Origin of the sequence: Erythrobacter sp. HI0063, from assembly GCF_001635685.1 — a bacterium.
Taxonomy (GTDB): Bacteria; Pseudomonadota; Alphaproteobacteria; order Sphingomonadales; family Sphingomonadaceae; genus Qipengyuania.
Map to the genome: position 1 here is coordinate 1 of NZ_LWFF01000216.1, position 397 is coordinate 397.

Annotated in this window: 1 pseudogene; it reads left to right on the forward strand. The window is 67.3% G+C overall.

Annotated features, from left to right (window positions below):
- Positions 1 to 250: pseudogene (locus A3736_RS07135) on the forward strand (transposase); the annotation flags it as partial.
- Positions 251 to 397 lie beyond the last annotated feature (147 nt).

Here is a 397-nt window from a genome sequence, read left to right on the forward strand (position 1 = left end):
CACAAGCTGGTCACCCAGCTCGCGATGCGCGACGAGCTGTGCCGCCGGTTCATGGCGATCCCGGGCGTCGGCCCAGTGACCTCCCTGAGCTTCAAGAGTGCGATCGACGATCCCGCCCGGTTCCGCCGCTCGCGCAATGTCGCGGCCTACTTCGGGCTCACCTCGCGCCGCTGGCAGTCTGGCTCATCGATCGACGTAAAGGGGCGGATCAGCAAAGCGGGCGACCCAGACGTGCGACGCGCGCCTTGGCGTGGCACTTGGTCTTCGCGAGCTTCAGCCCCCATGTCTTGATCGTGTCGCGGCCCTTGAACCTTGTGAGCATCGCCGAAGCGGCCTCGTAGAGCGCGCGTCGCGGTCGCCCGCAAGCTTGCCATCGTGATGCACGCGATGTGGCGCG